Raw genomic sequence first — 14772 nt, 5'->3', positions numbered from 1 at the left:
CGTTCACACCCCCACAACCCGGGTCTGAAAAGCGGCCGGCATGAGCGGGGCCACTGTGGGTGCACAGATGGCCTGGCTGTCGGCCAGCAGCAACGGCTGCCCGTTGGACAACACGCGGGTACTGCCCGTGGTCCAGGTGGCCGTCACGCACGGGCCGTTGCCGGCGGTGGGCGGCGGCAGGGGGCAGCCGGCAACGGTCCAAGGCGGGGGCATGGTCACCGTGGGCTGGCCGTTGAGTGTGACGCGTGGGTTGGGCGTGGTGGGCTGGGCCTGCCCGCCGTGCGCACACAGCACTGTGGCACCTACATGAAGCAGTGGTCCCGGCATGGTGTTCCCCTTTCCTGGTGGCCGTCAGGTGACGGCCAGCGCCCCGTTGTTGATGGTGACTGTGGGCCCGGCCAGCAAAATGCTGGCCGCCGCGTTGGTGATGGTGATGCCTGTTTCGTTGATGAGGATCGATGCGCCTCCTGCGCTGCGGATCTGGATGCCGCCGGCCGGCCCGGGCAGGTCACTGAGGGTGATGGAGTTGGCCAGCCCCGTCTGCAACACGATGCTGGGGCTGAGCGGATTACCGGCCAGCGCGATTGCCGGAATCTCGGCGGCGCTGCCCCAGAATCCGCCGGTCCAGATGGGGTAGTCAAGATCGCCCTGCTCGTACTCAATCCATACAGCGGAACCGATGGCCGGAACCACGAACACCCCTGACTGCTTGCCGGCAAACGGCACACAGGGCAGGGCCCAGGTGGACGGGATGAGTCCGGTGGCGTCGGGGACAATGGCCTGGATGCGGCCCATTTGTTGCGGGTCAACGTTCAGGGCCACGGTGCCCAGATACTTGCCAAAATGTTCGCCACTCATGCCGCCACCACCGGAACCGTTGAAATGAGCCCGTTGCGGCTCAGCTTGAATTTTTGGGTGAATTCTCCGCGCTTGAGCGAATGCCGGACCTCGGAAACGTAGTACAGCCCGTCGAAGGCCACACCCGCCCCGCGCACCCCCACAAGCTGCCGGGCCGCCAGGATGCGGCCGTAGCGCAGCACATCCAGTGAACCTTCAGCCTCCACGGTGTCGGCCGAGTTGGCCGCAGCCGCGATGCCCACCATGATGGCCTGGGCAGGGGTGTACTTGGCTGTCTCCTTGAGCCGTGTGATGTTCGACGGCGGCAGGTTGACTAGCCCCAGCGGCGGGTTGAGTGGGGTGATGGGCGGGATGGGAATGGGGATGGGGATGTGTGTTTGCTCGTTCTGAATGAAGACGATGGGCAGGGTGGCCTTCTGCGGCTTGTACGTGAACGTGATGGAGGCGGCGTTGCTGTGGGCGTCCATGTCGAGGTTGAGTGCCGGTTGGGGCACCCCGACCTTGATCCGCGGGCCCCAATAGGCGGTGCACACGCCCGGGACAGGGCCCGGGGACAGGTAGAACACGTAGCCCACCTTTTTGGCCAGGGCCGTGACGTATTTCAGGTCGGTGCCCTGTTGTGCGGGGATCTTGGCGGTGGGGATGGGCACGTCCAGCATGATGCTGGGGATGATGAGCGGAATCACGCCAAGGACGGCGTACTTGGCCAGCACCAGAGCAACTGCGGCTTCGGCCGGCATGGCCGGGAACGGTAGGCCTGTCAGGTCAAGCTTGTCCATGAGCTTGCCCAGGTCCTCCCCCGTGATCTGCAGGACCGAGTGCCCGGCGTCGTTGCCGGGCAGCACCTGGGCCTGAGTCACCACTCCGTCGGCCAGGACGCTCACGGAGCCATTGACGGTGGCGGTGAGCACGACCCGGACTATCGGGAAGGGGGATCCGCCCGCAACAAGGAACAGCGTGGGAAGAATTGATGTGTTGCTCATGGTGAATTTGAGCGTGAACACGCCCGGTCCGTTGTCCCCCTGGGTGGCTTCAACGCTGACCAGGGCATCAATCACGGATTCCGGGACCGGAAGGGCTATGGCCGGGCCCACCATGAGCCCCAGTTGCAGGGAACTAGACATGAGGCACCCCCGGGATTCCCTCGGCCAAGGCAATGCATAGCACTGTGCCGGGCACGGCTGTCACGTCCCGGGGGTTCGTGGCCCGGTTGGCGTCAGCCACGCGCCAGGACAGTTCGGGATCGCCCAGCGCGGCCGCGGCAATGGTGTCGAGCCGGTCACCGGCCGCCACGGTGTGGGTGGCAACGCCTGCAAGGGCCTCCGGGTGCGGGAGGAAGCGGCGGTCAAGGTAGGCAATTTCCGAACCGTCCGGCGCAGTCCACGTCCTGGTCCCGGTGAAAACATAGCGGCTGTTGGCGGCAAAATTGGCGGCCATGACTAGATCCCCCTGATCCCGAGTGCGCCGAGTCCGGCTTGTGGCCGGCTGGCGGCGAATTGTTCCTTTTGGGCCAGGTAACCCATGAAGAGGCTGCCGGCACGGTGCGCGAAGCCGGTGTCGTCAACGGTGAGGACGCGCAGACCCAGGCTGACCTTGGCCTGGATGGGGTTGAGGTTCACGTCGAAGGCCTCCTCGGTGATGGAGAATTCGGTGATGCGCACGGGCAGCACGCGGTTTTTACTCCAGATAAACAAGGGCAGGGGTGCCTCCATGGGCAGTATTTCCAGGCGGCCGGCCTGCTGCAGGGCATTGTTGGCCAGCAGCTGGGCGCTGCTGGGGTACACGAGGGTTTCCAGGGCGGCGAGTTGGGGGAAGATCCCGGAATCACTGGCCTGCCCGGTGCCGAGTTCAAGTTGGTCGACGGCGTCGATCTCGGCCTCAAATTTGATGGTCTCCGTGGGCGGGCCCTTGATGCGCAACACCTCCGAACGGTCAGGGGTGTCCGTGCCCGCGCCGTGGACGGCCAAGGTGCGGCTGAGGCTGGCCGGGTTATATTGCAGGGCGATGATGCGCAGCACCGCCGAGGTGTCCGGATCGATCAGCACTATGCCCCCACGGATCAGCCGTGGCGCGTTTGGCGGGGCACTCATGGCGTGCCTGCCGCACGGCCCGCGTTTGTGTTTGCACTCCGGTCCAAGACCACCCCAAAAGCCGCTTGCATAAAGATGGCCATGACGTCCCGACCGGTGCCGTCACCGCTGTCCAAAGCCGCGGCAATGGCCGTGGCGCACGCCAATGCCGCATTGGCGGGTAGCAGCAGTTCGACCCCGCGGAGAGGTGCGTCCGCACCATCCGAGGAAGCCAGGTGGGCAATGACCGCCAGTACTGCGTGACCACCGCCGGCATGTTCTGCTCCGCCGGTTTCCGGCAACACGTTGCCGGAAACGGCGCCAGTCCCTACCCCTGCCATGATGCGGCCCATCACCGTGTCATCCACGGTGAAGTGCAGCAGGGCGGTGGCATCGTTGGCGTAGTTCAACCCGGCGCTTTCCAACGGTTCAAAGTCGGCCAAAGCCGCAAGCCTGTACCAGGTGGACACAAGCACCGAGGGGATGGGCTTCTTTTGCGGCCCAACATACGTTAACTTCAGCGCTGCTGTCCGGAGACTTCGTGGCGTTGCCCCGGCCAATTCACTGAACAGCCCGTTGATCTGCATTTCCCCTCCCTCAATCCTGATTCACTGTTTCTGGTGCTAGCTAAAGGCTCCGGCAGTCCCGCCAGCAGCGGCTCCTGCCACGCCTCCGATGATGGCCCCCGCGATGCCACCCAGAGCAAAGCCGAGCAGGGCTCCGACCAGGCCTCCGGCAATCCCACCCAGTATGCCGCCGAGCAGACTGTCCCCTCCTTCGCCGGGCATTTTGAACCCGCGGTTGCTGTTGAACAGCTTCACGGCCGACTCGAATTTACTGCCGGGGGTGCCCGTTCGGGTCTGCTTGGTCGAGGTGGTTCCAGCCACACCCTTAGTCTTTTCGTAACCCCAATCGGCGTATCCGTAGTAGGTGCCGGCATCATCCCCGGCTGCGCTGAACGCAGCGGTGCGGAAATCCCAATTCACCTTCGTTCCACCAGCCGGGATGCCGGCGTCGGAAAGGTTGGGCGAATCCGATGTCGAGGCCGTCACCTTGGGGTTCATGACAGCATTACCTTGCGGGCCGAAGTCGTTCGGGTCGTCGCCGTTGTAGTAGGGGTCCTTCTCACCCGGCGTGTAGTCCACATGGTAAAACTCGTCGGTGGTGTCGGCGTCCTGATAGCTGAATGCCGGCACGATTGACCCAGGCTTGGCCGGAACACCGTCCAAGCTTTCACGCATCACTTGGATGAAGACAATCTTGGTGCTCGTATCCCCTGATTCCGGAACGTAGCTTGTGGCAACGGTTCCGGACCCGGAGGAGGAGATCCCCTGCACATTCTCGCCTCCAGGACTCGGTTGGCGCGTGCCCGAATCCAGACGTTTGCCGGTTCCACCGTGCAGTGGGATACGGGAGAAGTCCAGGCCAGGTCCTGCCGCCGAAAATAGTCCTACCGCCGGTGCGGGCCCGACGGCGCTGACCGCCACGGGCTGGCGGGCCGCCAATGGCCTCGCTTCTCGGCTGTGAAATTCACTCATGGCCGGATCCCTTCGTAAATGGTGCGGGCCAGGGCACGTCCCAGACTTGCAACATGGTCCGTGCCGGGTTGGTTATTACCAGCTGCTTTGATCTCAGATGCCGTGACGGTTGCCGTTGCTGCCGGTCGCCAATCAGTGGTGCCAGCCAGAAGCTGTTCGAGCGTCGTCGTGAGGGCGTCGCGGAGTGCTGCCCTCTGCGTCGGGTCCAGCGCGGGCCCTTCAATGACCAGCCGGTCAATTGTCATCTCAATGTCCATGGCCAACTCCTGCGTCTGCTCCTGCTGGCTGCCAGTGGAAGTCGGATTCGTTCAGCGGCTTGTCCAGCTTGCGGTATTCACTTCGCGCAGCGGCCAGAATCAGCTCCATGGTGACCCCGCCGCCGTCAGCCGCACCCAGAAAGGCTGCGTTGAGCGCCACATTGGTGATGCTTCCACCGGTCAGGTTCAGCCGTGCCAGGCGGTCAAAGTCAACGCCGTCCACAGGTGCCGCCGCAGGGAAAGCCCCGGCCCAGATGGCCCGGCGCTCCGGCAGCGCCGGGAACGGAAAGTTGACCACAAACCGCAGCCGGCGCAGGAACGCCTGGTCCAGACTGTCCTTTCGGTTCGTAGCCAGGACTGCCAGTCCACGGAACTGCTCCATGCGTTGAAGCAAGTAGCTGACTTCAATGTTCGCGTATCGGTCGTGGCTGTCCTTGATCTCGCTGCGCTTGCCGAACAGTGCGTCCGCCTCGTCAAAGAACAGCACCGCGCCGCCATTTTCGGCGGCATCGAAGAGCTGACGGAGGTTCTTTTCCGTCTCACCAATGTATTTACTGACGACGGCGGAGAGATCGATTCGATACAACGACAGGCCCAGCTCGCCAGCTAACGCTTCGGCCGCCAAAGTCTTTCCGGTGCCGCTCTCGCCGGCAAACATTACGCTGATGCCCAGACCTCGGGACATGCGGGCGGCAAACCCATAGTTCCCATACACCGCAGCCCTCCCGGTGACCTGTCCTGCGATCTCGTGCAGCAGCGCCTGTTCAGGTGCTGGGAGCTGCAAGTCGGCGAAGGTGGCGGTGGATTCAACCCGCTGCACCAACTGGTCCAAAGCCGGCCTAGCCAGGGCGAGGGCAGCCGTCCACAACCGGGCATCGACATCGGGCACAGGGCTGCTGGCTTGTGGCAGGCCTGCAACTGCAGCGTGGATAGCGTCCAGCTCAAAGTCGAATTGCCCCGCCAAGCGTGCTGCGCCAGACGTGCTAGCCACCGCAGCCCAGGCCAGGCGCTGCTCGGCAGGAGTTGGATTGGCGATATCAATCGCGGGCGCACGCAGGCCAGGCCAGCGGTCCCGCACGTCTAAAAAGATGATCCCCCCACTGTGTGAAAGCCAGTGCCGCACGGCCTCACCGTCCGTACTTGCGGCTTCAGTGGTGGCAGAGTCCACGTACAGGGCGACGTCGGACAGCATGGTTTCGCGGTGCCACAGCAGAGCAGCAGCCCTGGCGCCACCGGGTGCCGCGGCTATGTCGACGGCCTCGATCGCGAACAACCGTTTCCCCTCCAGATCCGCCGCTTGGGCAGCAATCAACCGTTTGCTTCCCAGATGTGGGCCGAGGAGCAGCACAACGTGGGAAGCTGCCGCAGTCGCTGCCATAGCGGCCACATCACGTGCTGCTTGTCCCTGCGACAGCGAAAGGACACCGGGTGACGGCGGCAGCTGTTCGAGCAGTGGGCGCAGGCGGCCATCCACGTGGTCAAGACCCTTGAGGTAGTTGACCAGGCGTTCGTCCAGGGTTAACCGGGCAGTCAACAGCGGCTGGCCCGGACCCGGCAACACCTGGACCAGCGGCCAATGGCGCAGCGGCCCATCCGGGGACATGGCGTCCCACGCAGGGCCGTCAAAGAGCTGCATGGCCAGGGCAAAGGTGGGGTGGTCACGCCCGGCGTCGTGCTGCGCCGCCGCGCAAAGGGCACCCATCCCGGTGTCCAGTTCCATGGCGGCGCAGAGGAACACAATGTCCGTTTCAAAGCCGGTCAGGCCGAACGAGGCAGCCAGCCTGGCCAGGGGAAGATCGGGCTCGGGGGCCGGCGGGCCCGGTTCCGTCCGGGCGGGATCCGCCGCAGAGCCCACTGCGGCACCGATGTCAACTCCGCCGGCGCCGGGTACACGCGGAGTGCTGTCCGCGAGCGCCTGCAGCCTGCCTCGCAGCCAGTCGAGGCGGGCCGACAGGAAATCGTCGTTGGTGGCCAGCCATTGCTCCCGGGCGCTCATATGAGGATCACCTGCTGGGCCGGGTCGAATGCTGGCACGGCACCTGTGTACGTGACGGGGATGCTGTCCACGCCGTCCACGCGGAGCCGAACAGGGTGGGTGCCGGCACCGGCGTCGGGCGCTGTGAAGGTGATGATGGTGGGGGTGCTGGCGAACGCCGGGTCCCCGGGTGCCGGGTTGACTATCGAGTCCGGTGCCACGGAGGCTTCCCCGCAGAGAATCACGATGTTCTGCCCCTCGCCAACACGTGGAGTACATGTGAGGGTGACGGTGCCACCCATGGCAACGGTCGCTGGGGCGTGCGGGCGCAGCGTGATCGTCGGTGCCAGGGCTAGGCCCACCGCGCCGCTCACCAACGGGGGCAGTCCCGACTGCTCCGTCAGTGCCGCGACGGAATAGAAGCCCGGCACCCAGTGCCCCCACGCGAGCGCGTCACTAGTCAGATCTGGCAGTGTGACTGTCAGCTGGCCGGGGGCCGGGCCTGCTGCCGGTGCCAGTTCTACTGGCGGCAGCGGCAGGGTGGGCGGCCGTGGCCGCCACAGGCTCGTGAATCGCAGCACTGTACCCACGGCAGAGAGGCTACTTCCCTCCACCAGCACTGTCTCTCCCTGGCGTGCCGCGGCCTGCGAGCGCGGCGGCAGCATCCTCGCGAGAGCTGGTGCCGCACCCAAGACGGAGTGGACGCCTTCGTCGTTGGCGCCGCGGGCCAACACGGGCAGGGGCGCACGGGCAGCGGCCTGGCTGTCGATCAGCACCACTGACACCTCATAGGCGGCAGAGACTCGCATGTTGGTTTGGAACGCCGTCCAAAGCTTGGATAGTTCATCCACGCCCAGTGGCAGAGGCGTGATGCGGATGCGTTCGGCTTGCTCCCCTACGCCGCTGCTGGCCAAGGCTGCTGCGAGCTCGTCGGCTCCCAGGACGCTGTGGTCGTGGAGCACCCCCATGGCCGCCCCCAGCACGCGGTGGCTGACGGCATCTTGATCGGAGTCGTCGCGGCCGTAAGCAGTCATCAGGTAGTGCAGGTTCAGGGCCAGCGGCGGGCTGGCAGGTCCTCCCTGGTTCGGTGCCGGGTCCTGATTGCGCCAAGCCGCGTTGACGGCGGTCTCGTACAAGAACACGTTCAGGGACGTGCCGGTCATGGTCTTGCGGGCCATATCGGGTGTCCGCGTGGTGACGGAGAGGTCCTGCAGCACTGGATCGAGCTGCGGCATCGTGCCTTGGAGCAGGTTCCGCAGCGTGGCGGTAACGGCGGCGAGCGCCCAAGAGCTGCTCATGACCGGTCCCTGAGGTACTCATCCAGGCCCATGAGCCCGGCCCGTTCCCTGGCGGGGCTTTGCGGGGCTGGTGCCGCCACGGCTCTGACCTCGATCCTCCCTATGCTGACATGGATGTGCTGCTCGGGCGCCCTGGCGGCTTCCCGCCGGGCCAGTGGCTCCAGCCTCGGCCGTACCTGCCCTTCGGTGCTGCCCTGCCACACCGCGCGCCCGTCCCCGTCACTGTGGGCTGCGGGGCTGCTCTCCCCTGTCCCTTCCAAACCATGCACGACGCCGGACACCCGCCCCAGGCGCCCCGCCCCATCTTCCGCTGTGGCCTGGGCCAACATCGGCACAGCGGATGCCGTTGCAGCATCCAAGCTCTCAGCGTCGGAAAAGACCGCAGGCAGTGACACGGGCATTGACAGAGCGGCAACCACTGCGGAGCGAACGGAGTTGCTTCCCTCCCCCCTATGAGGGTTCCCCTCGACAACGCTGGAGTGCGGGGCTGACGCTTCATCCACCATCCAGGATCGGGCGGCACGGGACTGGGGCGGTTCCTCCAGCCGGTCGGTTCCATCCTGGCGCTCGGATGGGAGGGCGGGATTTCCCGTTATCGGCGCCTCACTGGCTTGCGTGCCGCTCCGCAGGCTTTCCTTCGCATCGCGCTCCTCAAGACGTTCAAGGTCGGTGCTCTCGCGCCCGCCACCTGAGCTATCTTGTTCCCCGGATCCCGGCCACCAGGGCGTGCCCGGGCTTTCAAAGCGGGAGGCTAGCCGGGGCACCACGGCAAGTGCCGACGTCGTGCCTGCAACTGCGCCCACGGCGGAGGGAGCTGGCGGAAGTTCGCGGCGCAGCAGGCCGGTCAGGAAACTCATGTCACTACCAGCTCCAAGTAGGCCTGGCGGCGCAGGGGCGGTAGGGCCAAGATGTCGCGCTCGGACCAGCCATAGGCGCGTGCCAAGGTGTGGACGTCCATCAGTAGGCGGCGGGCCCAGTGGTGCAGCTCGCTCCACAGATAGGAGGCAATATGGAAGGGAGCAAGCCAGCCCTGGCCACAGCCGGGGCACTGCACCGACAACTCTGTGGCGGCGGCGGGGTCGGCGCGGCCCAGCTCCTCCCCCAGGGTGGCTAGCACTTCCGGTGGCAACGTACCGGGGTCAACGGGGGCGCCGGCTTCCGTGACGGCGGTAATGCAGCGGGCGGTAAGTGTGGTCTCAGCGGGGCTGACGCTGTCGGGTTGTTCAGGGTTGGCGTTATCCAGTGCCAGTAGGTCCCGGCTCGTGACCGGGCGCAGAGTGGCCGCATAGCGCTCCAGACTTACCGTGAGCGGCGCGGCAGACTGGGCGTGCGGTGGAGCAGCAAGGTCAGCGGCGGTGAAGGCAAGCACCACTTCCATCCCGCAACCGGGGCACTGGGCAATGGCCTCAAGCTCGGGCCCAAACAGTGACGCACGGAAGGCCAGGAGTTCAGTGTCGCGCCTGCCCAGCGGCCAGTCGGCTAAGGAGTCCGGCTCTGCGTCAGGAACCGCAGCGGCGAGCATCACCAAGGCCCGGCGCACTGGGTCCTGACCAAGACAGGTCCCCCACACCTCCAGCAGTTGGGCTGCCCCTGGCCCGGGCACGCTTCATCACCCGTTTGCCGGGGTGAGAGACGGCTCGGTGGGTTCGGTGACGGAGGTGTCCCGTTCCCAGCCCTCGTTCTCCAACTTGATGTGAGCGATCGCCACGGCGTTGGCATTGGCATCAAGGTCCGGCAGGGCCTGGTATTCCGAGACCCAGCAGCGGTGGATGTTGTAGGCCAGGACCTTCTGGCCGGCCTCGTTGTAGACCTCCAAGATGATGTCCTTACGGAAGTCCTTCAGTGACGCCTCGGCACCGAGTCCGGACCCGAAGTCCCATACCTTGGATGCCCACGCCTCAAAGTCGGTGTCGTGGGTGACACCGCGCTCGATGGTGATGGCGTCGTACTCGGTACGCCCAGGCGATTTCCTGCTCGAGGAAGGGTCCCCGCCTTCGCGGTGCTTGACCACTTCAGTGGTCCGTTTCAGCCCGCCCACTTTGCTGACGCCGGCCACGTAGTGCCCGTCCCACTTGATGCGGAACTTGAAATTCTTGTACGGGTCAAAGCGCTGGGCATTGACACTGAACTGGGCCATGGCGTCCTCCTCAGGCCTGAACCGCGCCGGCGATTTGCTGGAGCGAGATAATAACGAATTCAGCCGGCTTGAGCGGCGCGAAACCCACCAGAATATTCACCACACCGGCGTTGATGTCGTTCTGCGTGGTGGTTTCGGAGTCGCACTTCACAAAGTACGCGTCCTTGGGCGTGGACCCTTGAAAGGCGCCCTGCCTGAACAGATCATGCATAAACGCGCCCATGTTAAGGCGGACCTGTGCCCACAGCGGTTCGTCATTGGGTTCAAACACCACCCACTGTGTGCCACGGAACAGGCTCTCCTCAATGAACAACGCCGTGCGACGCACCGGCAGGTACTTCCATTCCGAGGCCAGCTGATCGTTTCCTTCCAGTGTGCGGGCACCCCAGGCCACCGTGCCGGCGGCCGGGAAGGTGCGCAGGCAATTCACACCTAGCGGGTTCAAGCTTCCGTTTTCAGCATCCGTCAGCGGCACCGTGAGCTTCTGGGTGCCGTTGACTGTGGCCTCCAAGCCGGCGGGCGCCTTCCAGACACCCCGGCTGCTGTCTGTGCGGGCCATGATTCCGGCCATGGCGCCACTGGGCACCAGTTCCCCGGGCCTGTTGTCGCGCAAGGGATCCGGCACCACCAGCCGGGGGAAATACAGCGCCGCGTAGTTGCTGGTGGCAGCGACGGCCTGGTTTGCCATACCTGTGACCACCTCTGACGCTTCGCTCCAGTCATGCGGGGAGTCGAGCACCAAGACAGCCCGGCGCGCCTGGCAGTAGGCCACGGCATCCGGAACAAGAGCGCCGTACTCAATGTCGCCGTCGTTGGGGCCGCCACTGGCGCCTGCCTTGTACGGCGGGATGCACAGCAAGTTGAACAAGTCCGCGTTGTCCAGAGCGTAGAGACCCCGCTTTGCCCCCCGCTTGCCCTGTCCATTGAAGTCGGTGCTGTCAAGTGCCAAGCTGTCACTCGCCTGGCCATCTGGCACCACTACGGTGTTGGTGGCCGGCAGTTCGGCGTCTGTTGCCGTGGCAGCCACGTAGTTGTCGGCCCATGGGTCAAACTGGCCCTTCCCATTGTTGGGCTCCGGGCTCTCTGGCGGGACCGTCCCCGGCGCCCCAGCAGCGGTGACGAGTGCCGATTCGGCCGCCAGCACCAAGTCCACGCGGCGGCGGTTGCCGGTCTCAATGGACAAGTTGAGGAAAGTTTCCACGTTGCCGGTGCTGGCATCGCGGACCATGAGGTTGAAGACATTGGGCACCGTGGTGTCGGAATTGGTCACCGGGTCCTTCACATGCAGCAACTTGACCCGGGCACGCAAGCCGTTGCCCCAAGCACCCGGAGCCTTTGCTGTCAGGACCAGGCCACCGAGGGCCAGGGTAGCAAAGTCCAGCTGGGTTGCCGCGAGGGCTGCAGCCACGGCTGCGGCCTGCACCGATGCCACCGTGGCACCCGCTACGACGGCCGCCTTTGCTGCGGTAGCCACCTTCTGGGCCAGGGCCTTGTCGGCCGGCTCCACGTACGTGTCTGCCTTCGTCTGTGCGGCGTCGGCTGCGAGCGCCGGCGTTGCACCGGACACTGCATTGGCCGTGTCCATGGCAATCTTGCGGGCCGCCATGGTTCCGGTACCCGGCGTCTGGCCAACTGCGTCCGGGGCGCTGTTGTGGAACAGGCGGACAATGATCGCACGGCTGCCGCCGTTTCGGTAGAAGTCGCGAACGGCGTAGCCCAACGAGCTTTGCAACCAGAGACCGCCAAATGTCCTTTCAAAGTCGGAGTAGCTGTTGATAGTCACGGGCGTGTCGGCCGGTCCTCTAGCTGCCCTCCCAATGAAGGCTGTGATGGAGGTTGCCACTCCGGTGATGGTGTGGACGCCGCTGTCTACTTCGGTGATGTAGACGCCCGGATAACTTGTTGACACTGGCATGAGAACCCCCACCAGGACTGGAGCTGCACAATTTTTGGGCGCTAAACGGGGCCCAGGTGGTGGGCCGCCGTAGCGATGAAAAACGCGGGTCTTACAACAACTAGTAGTCCAAAGAATGCGCCCCACATGCACGCGGTGTCAACAACATATTTCTCCCACCAAAATCGCCCTCACCGGTGCCGTTTCGCTCCAGAAATTGTTCTCGCAACTCAGCCATGGGCTTGTACCCGGGCCGCGGTTGATCGCGATTGATGAGGTCATGCCTAGCCCTGCCAGGATGCCAGTGCCGAAGGCCGGGAATCCCCCAGCCGGCTCATGGCCACAGTGGGAGAAAGACCACAGAACGTCTCAAACTCATGGATCAGGTGCATTTGGTCGTGGTATCCCGCGCCGACCGAGATGTCCAGCCACGACTTCTCCGGGCACCGGACTTTGGCGTCTAATGCCGACTGGAAGCGCGCCACCCGAGCGAACCGCTTCGGCGTAATGCCGAGCTCGCGAATGAAGGCCCTCTCGAGCTCCCGCACACAGAGGTTCATTTGCCATGCCAAATCCGTGATGGTGATACGACCGCCATACCGGGTTAGCAGGGACACCGCTGCCGAGGTGGCGGTGGGTGCGCCCCTGTCCAGACACAACTGCCGGTATAGGAACGCCTCAGCCAGTCCTATTCGCTCAAGAAAAATGCTTGATTCGGCCAAGACGTTCCACAGCCCCTCAAGGGGATGTCCCAACACGTCCCGCGAATCGAAATGCGTCTCCGCCACTAGTCGGCTCGGCACCCGAAACAGCGTCCATAGGGCCATGGGCTCCAAGAAAATGGCGAAGGAATCGATGGTGCCCTGGAACTGCAGACTGGTGACTGAATGCGTGTGCGGTCCTACCAGAGACATGGGGCGGGCAATCTCACAGCTGCCGTCTGGCCGCTGAACTCGCATAGGGTCACCGAAGTCGAAGTGGATGATCGTTTCCAGAAAGGCCGGCATGGGCTGGGCGTCGAAAGTGCCTGTCAGGGTGCGCTGAGCGAACGCCCGCACAAAGGGGCGAAGGCCAGGCGAGGCAGGGGCGGATTGGACAGTACGCATCGATCCCAAACCTTCTCACTCGGGCGTCGCATTTCTACTAGGCGACGAAGACTCCCGAAGCGAATCATGTGTGTAAGCGAATCTTGAACGATTCGCGGCGGAAATACAATGCCTCGGGGGGAACAGCTTTTCGGGGCCAACTTTCCAAAGCCATGCAGCTCGGCTTGGAGGAGAAGGAGCCCATCATGTCTGACGGAAGCGAACACCAGCAGAAGGCGGCCATCCGCCCCGTCAAGGAGGCCATTGAGGACCAGCTCCTAGCCACCCCGGGCGTGGTTGGTGTGGATATCGGCCAGAAGATCAGCGGTGGCAAGCCCACCGGAGAGCTGAGCATTGTTGTGTTTGTTGCGGCGAAAAAGAAGAAGTCCGCACTGAACGCCAAGGACGTGGTTCCGCCCGTGGTTGAGGGGGTTAAGACCGATGTCCAGGAGCTGGTCATTGAACTCCAGCCTGCCATGGTGCAGCTGGACGGCGACCTTCAGGTGGATGCCACCAGCTACACCACATTGCACGGCGGCATCAGTATGGGGCCCTCACGGAGCATCTTCATGAACCCGCCAGATGTTCCGGCCCCTGGGAACTACGTGTTTGTCGGAACCTTGGGTGCCATGGTGCGGGATCGCGCCAGCGGCGCCACCATGGCCCTGACAAACTTCCACGTTGCCTGTGTTGACAGCGGCTGGGCCGTGGGCAACCGCATGGTCCAGCCGGGACGGGTGGACGGGGGCAGCCCTGCCACGCAGGAATTCGGCGCACTGACGCGGGCCCAGTTGACAGAAAACACCGACGGTGCCGTGGTCACCGTTGATTCTTCCAAGGCTTGGGACTATACGGTGGAAGGAATCGGCGACGTGGCGGGCACCGCCCCGGCCACCACGGGCATGGCTGTCCAGAAGCGCGGTCGGACCACTGAACACACGTTCGGAAACGTAGCCTCCACAGATGCAACCCTCAGCATTGACTACGGCGATGGCATTGGCAGCCGCACACTCCGGCACCAGATCCGCATTTCCACCGACACAACGCAGTCCGCCCGCTTCTCTGACCACGGAGACTCCGGGTCAACGGTGTTGGACATGAACCGCAATGTTGTTGGCCTGCTGTTCGCCGGTTCCACCGACGGCTCCACCACCTTTGCCAACCCGATCGCAACGGCCCTCAATGAGCTCGGAGTCGACCTCCTGGTGCGCCCTGCAGTTGTGGTCACGAGGCCCATCCTCACCTGCCTGAACACGAGGCTCTCGGTTTGCGAGCTGACGCGGCCGGCCACCTGCTACATTGAGACCCGCTTGGCTGTCTGCAACTTGACCCGGCCGGTGGTCTGCTACGTAGAGACCCGAACAGTGATCTGTAACGTTGTGACCCGCACACCGCTCTGCCCAGTGACACGCACGCCTGTCTGCAACCTAGTGACCCGCCCGGCCATCTGCAACGTCCTGACGCGCGCCGGCTGTCCTGGTGACTGGGAGATTCCCGGAGAGGTCATCAACCCCGGGACTCGCGGGGATTCAGGGGATGCTGGCTGGCAGGGCTCCCAATACGACACGGGTTCTTTTGACGGGGATCCGGCCTACCTCGCCGGATATCTTGCAGCACTTGAGGAAATCGCAGCCATTGAGCAAGAAGGTGAAAGCTGAGTT

16 protein-coding genes are annotated in these 14772 nt (G+C 64.4%); 1 reads left to right on the top strand and 15 read right to left on the bottom strand.

The features are described from left to right. Positions 1-3: 3 nt before the first annotated feature. The 15 genes from CXQ93_RS16510 to CXQ93_RS16440 form a co-directional block, all read right to left on the bottom strand. Positions 4-327, bottom strand: a complete 324-nt coding sequence (locus tag CXQ93_RS16510) for a hypothetical protein (RefSeq protein ID WP_104111522.1) — start codon at positions 325-327, stop codon at positions 4-6. A gap of 24 nt (positions 328-351) precedes the next feature. Beyond that, positions 352-858 (bottom strand): phage baseplate assembly protein V, encoded by a 507-nt coding sequence (locus CXQ93_RS16505; RefSeq protein ID WP_104111521.1) that lies wholly within the window; start codon positions 856-858, stop codon positions 352-354. Then, entirely contained in the window at positions 855-1982 is a 1128-nt protein-coding gene (locus CXQ93_RS16500) for a hypothetical protein (RefSeq protein ID WP_104111520.1), read from the bottom strand. The genes CXQ93_RS16505 and CXQ93_RS16500 overlap by 4 nt, the downstream gene beginning before the upstream one ends. Beyond that, positions 1975-2295 carry a LysM domain-containing protein gene (locus CXQ93_RS16495; RefSeq protein WP_104111519.1) on the bottom strand — a complete coding sequence of 107 codons (321 nt, stop codon included), beginning with the start codon at positions 2293-2295 and terminating at the stop codon, positions 1975-1977. Before CXQ93_RS16495 ends, CXQ93_RS16500 begins: the two co-directional genes overlap by 8 nt. Before the next feature lie 2 nt (positions 2296-2297). Next, positions 2298-2948, bottom strand: a complete 651-nt coding sequence (locus tag CXQ93_RS16490; RefSeq protein WP_104111518.1) for a hypothetical protein — start codon at positions 2946-2948, stop codon at positions 2298-2300. Then, positions 2945-3514, bottom strand: a complete 570-nt coding sequence (locus tag CXQ93_RS16485; protein ID WP_104111517.1) for a hypothetical protein — start codon at positions 3512-3514, stop codon at positions 2945-2947. The genes CXQ93_RS16490 and CXQ93_RS16485 overlap by 4 nt, the downstream gene beginning before the upstream one ends. A 36-nt stretch (positions 3515-3550) precedes the next feature. Continuing rightward, entirely contained in the window at positions 3551-4465 is a 915-nt protein-coding gene (locus tag CXQ93_RS16480) for a hypothetical protein (RefSeq protein ID WP_104111516.1), read from the bottom strand. Continuing rightward, positions 4462-4722, bottom strand: coding sequence for a hypothetical protein (locus tag CXQ93_RS16475; protein WP_104111515.1), 261 nt, complete (start codon positions 4720-4722; stop codon positions 4462-4464). The genes CXQ93_RS16480 and CXQ93_RS16475 overlap by 4 nt, the downstream gene beginning before the upstream one ends. Continuing rightward, positions 4712-6718 carry an ATP-binding protein gene (locus tag CXQ93_RS16470; protein ID WP_104111514.1) on the bottom strand — a complete coding sequence of 669 codons (2007 nt, stop codon included), beginning with the start codon at positions 6716-6718 and terminating at the stop codon, positions 4712-4714. The genes CXQ93_RS16475 and CXQ93_RS16470 overlap by 11 nt, the downstream gene beginning before the upstream one ends. Then, positions 6715-7995 (bottom strand): DUF4255 domain-containing protein, encoded by a 1281-nt coding sequence (locus CXQ93_RS16465; protein WP_104111513.1) that lies wholly within the window; start codon positions 7993-7995, stop codon positions 6715-6717. The genes CXQ93_RS16470 and CXQ93_RS16465 overlap by 4 nt, the downstream gene beginning before the upstream one ends. Beyond that, complete coding sequence (locus CXQ93_RS16460) at positions 7992-8852, bottom strand: hypothetical protein (protein ID WP_104111512.1); 861 nt, start codon at positions 8850-8852, stop codon at positions 7992-7994. The genes CXQ93_RS16465 and CXQ93_RS16460 overlap by 4 nt, the downstream gene beginning before the upstream one ends. Beyond that, entirely contained in the window at positions 8849-9598 is a 750-nt protein-coding gene (locus CXQ93_RS16455; protein WP_146073244.1) for a phage baseplate protein, read from the bottom strand. Before CXQ93_RS16455 ends, CXQ93_RS16460 begins: the two co-directional genes overlap by 4 nt. Positions 9599-9604: 6 nt before the next feature. Next, positions 9605-10132, bottom strand: a complete 528-nt coding sequence (locus CXQ93_RS16450) for a phage tail protein (protein ID WP_104111510.1) — start codon at positions 10130-10132, stop codon at positions 9605-9607. 10 nt (positions 10133-10142) lie between these two features. Continuing rightward, positions 10143-12047: a phage tail sheath C-terminal domain-containing protein gene (locus CXQ93_RS16445; RefSeq protein WP_104111509.1), complete on the bottom strand. Its 1905-nt coding sequence runs from the start codon at positions 12045-12047 to the stop codon at positions 10143-10145. Between the two features lie 263 nt (positions 12048-12310). After that, on the bottom strand, positions 12311-13132 hold the full coding sequence (locus CXQ93_RS16440) for an AraC family transcriptional regulator (protein WP_104111508.1): 822 nt from the start codon (positions 13130-13132) through the stop codon (positions 12311-12313). Between the two features lie 185 nt (positions 13133-13317). Here CXQ93_RS16440 and CXQ93_RS16435 point away from each other — a divergent pair, with 185 nt between their 5' ends. Then, on the top strand, positions 13318-14769 hold the full coding sequence (locus CXQ93_RS16435; protein ID WP_181036195.1) for a hypothetical protein: 1452 nt from the start codon (positions 13318-13320) through the stop codon (positions 14767-14769). The last annotated feature ends 3 nt before the right edge of the window (positions 14770-14772 follow it).

Source organism: Arthrobacter sp. N199823 (genome assembly GCF_002929705.1).
GTDB lineage: Bacteria > Actinomycetota > Actinomycetes > Actinomycetales > Micrococcaceae > Specibacter.
Note: the sequence above shows the minus strand (reverse complement) of the source record. Positions and strands in the feature narration are given on the sequence as shown.